This window comes from Thermogutta sp. (assembly GCF_014359955.1).
Lineage (GTDB): Bacteria > Planctomycetota > Planctomycetia > Pirellulales > Thermoguttaceae > Thermogutta.
Genome location: NZ_JACIYL010000762.1, coordinates 1 through 2,101, shown reverse-complemented (window position 1 = coordinate 2,101; position 2,101 = coordinate 1). Strand labels below are relative to the sequence as shown.

General features: G+C 59.7%; 3 protein-coding genes. All 3 read right to left on the bottom strand.

Annotated elements, in window-relative coordinates; genetic code table 11:
- Nucleotides 1–808, bottom strand: an 808-nt coding sequence (locus H5U08_RS16705) for a tetratricopeptide repeat protein (RefSeq protein WP_297035662.1), incomplete at its 3' end; no start/stop codon positions are given.
- Nucleotides 809–942: 134 nt separating this feature from the next.
- Nucleotides 943–1,188 carry a hypothetical protein gene (locus H5U08_RS16700; protein ID WP_297035659.1) on the bottom strand — a complete coding sequence of 82 codons (246 nt, stop codon included), beginning with the start codon at nucleotides 1,186–1,188 and terminating at the stop codon, nucleotides 943–945.
- A 52-nt stretch (nucleotides 1,189–1,240) separates the two neighbouring features.
- Nucleotides 1,241–2,101: CHAT domain-containing protein (locus H5U08_RS16695; protein ID WP_297035656.1), on the bottom strand; the 861-nt coding region annotated here is incomplete at its 5' end.

Here is a 2,101-nt window from a genome sequence, read left to right as displayed (position 1 = left end):
ACCGTTTCAGCTCGATCAGGGTGTCGATTTTGGCCTCCAGTGTGGAAACTGAATCCGGCTCCTTTTCCAGTGCCTTATTGAGATCCGCCAGGGCCTCTTCCGGTTTGTTTGCCTTCAGATAGCTTTGCGCCCGCAGACGCAGCGGCTCAGGATCATCCGGCAAAAGTTCGATGGCCTTGGTCAGGTCGGCGATGGACTCCTGCGTGCCCTGCGTGAGCTGTCCGCGGAGCATGTACGCATCGGCGAGCAAGCGTGGATTGTTCGTCCCCAGTTGAATGGCGCGTCCACACGCCTCGATGGCCTTCTTCTCGTCTCCCCCAGGGAGAGCCTGGAGCCTGGCCACGGTGAACCAAGCCTCGGCCTGCGTTGGATCGACGGCCAGACCTTTCTCCAGATCTTCCAGAGCCAGAGCCCGAAACGCCGGCCAGTTACGATCGATGGGAATGCCCCCCAGGATGACCTGGGCAATCATCATTCCTCGCTGGATCCGCGTGGCCGCCAGAAGCTGTTTCGCGAACTCCTCATCTTCTTTATCCAGCTTTTTGGAAAGGGCCTGTTCGCACAGCCGGATAACCTCGCCGAGATCATTCAACGTTCGCGCGGAAAGCTTCAGTTCCACCGCCCGATCGAGGTCTTCCCGACCGGTCGTTTCCTCTGTCTTCCTGGCTTCACTCCCCGCAACGGACTCCTCGAACGCCAGGACGTTCCTCGCACCAACACCAATAAAGTTCCACAGGAAAACGGCTGACACAAAAAAGGCCACGCATCGGGCAAGTCGCAATGATTGGGAAAAACGTGAGGGTTTCATCTTCACACTCCTGGAGGCAAATGATATTCCCCTACGAACAGGCGATTGGGAAATTGTAGCAAAATTTGCGCGTGCAAGTGAACCAAATTTTCGACTTGTCATTTATCATTATGGTGAGAAAAGCCCAGTGACGGCTATCCCAGTGTGCTGACGGCCGTCCACCGCCGGAGGAGCGAACGGCAAATCCGCGGGGCCCGCCGTTCCGCTTGCTGGTCACCCGCCAGCTTCCCCGCGGTTGGCGTGGTGGCGTAGCCCGGCTGGCGGAATGGCCAGTGAACCGCTCCGACGCTCAAAAACTCAGGATATTGCCGAGGGGCCACAACGACGACAATCCGATGGGCAATCTGCTCTGATCCGGTGAGCGTATCCTGGCTCATCATGCCGTGAATGCGGCGGCTCGCCGTCGCTGATTACTCCGAGGAGTACGGCCATTCACTGGTCTTTGTCGGCGGCGGGCGGATTGGCCTGCTGTTGTGGGGCTTGCCCGCCAGGCGCTTCGGCCGGTTGGTTTTCCTGGGCCGCAGCGGGCGGATTATTGCCGGCCGGTGGCCCCTCTGCGGCGGTCGAACCATGTCCTGCATCGATGAGAAGCAAATTCGCCCAGAACAGCGGATGGGCCGTCTTTGCCGGAGGATCGTTGGGCTTGACTTGCACTCGGGGTTCCTGTCCGGCATCAAGCGGCTCCGTCATTACCAGGAGCATCGCCCTCTGGAGACTCTCGCTGGCCGACTTTTCCGGCCATTCCTGGAAAAATTCTTTCAACAGCGTATTGAGGCTGTGCCCGCCGGTCCTCCATCGCCCGAGAAGAAGTGTCTGCGACCCCATCGCCTGGAAGCTTGCGGCGGCCAGAAACACTTCCTGCCCACCCAGCGAAATGTCGTTTTTTCGCAAGGCCGATTCTGTGGCCATATGAAGGCCCGGAAGGGCCACCGTGAAAGGTCGTCCGTAGGGCAACGTAAGCCAGTCGCCCAACTCACTGTTCACTTTGGCGAGGGGAAGGGGCGTGAGATTGAACGGCCGACCGCAGTCGCCGAGATCCTCCAGGACAACCAGTTGGTCGAACAGGGAAGCGACCAGGTGGCCGGGGGGAGCGCTCGGTGATGCCCGCACCACCAGAGCTCCCGGGAGCGACTCAAGAATGGCGGCTACGCGCTGCTGTTCCACCTCAGACTCTTCCTGTGGGTTGAGGCGTCCCTGAAAGACGAGAGTTCGAGGCTGCGGCGGAAGACTGGCCCCACCACCCATCACGGCGGAACTCGACGAAATCGCGTAATAGATCTTGTGTTTGGCGAC

What these genes read in the sequence shown, in the direction of transcription:
- H5U08_RS16700 (WP_297035659.1), bottom strand. Translation starts at nt 1,188, where the DNA reads ATGATGAGCCAGGATACGCTCACCGGATCAGAGCAGATTGCCCATCGG.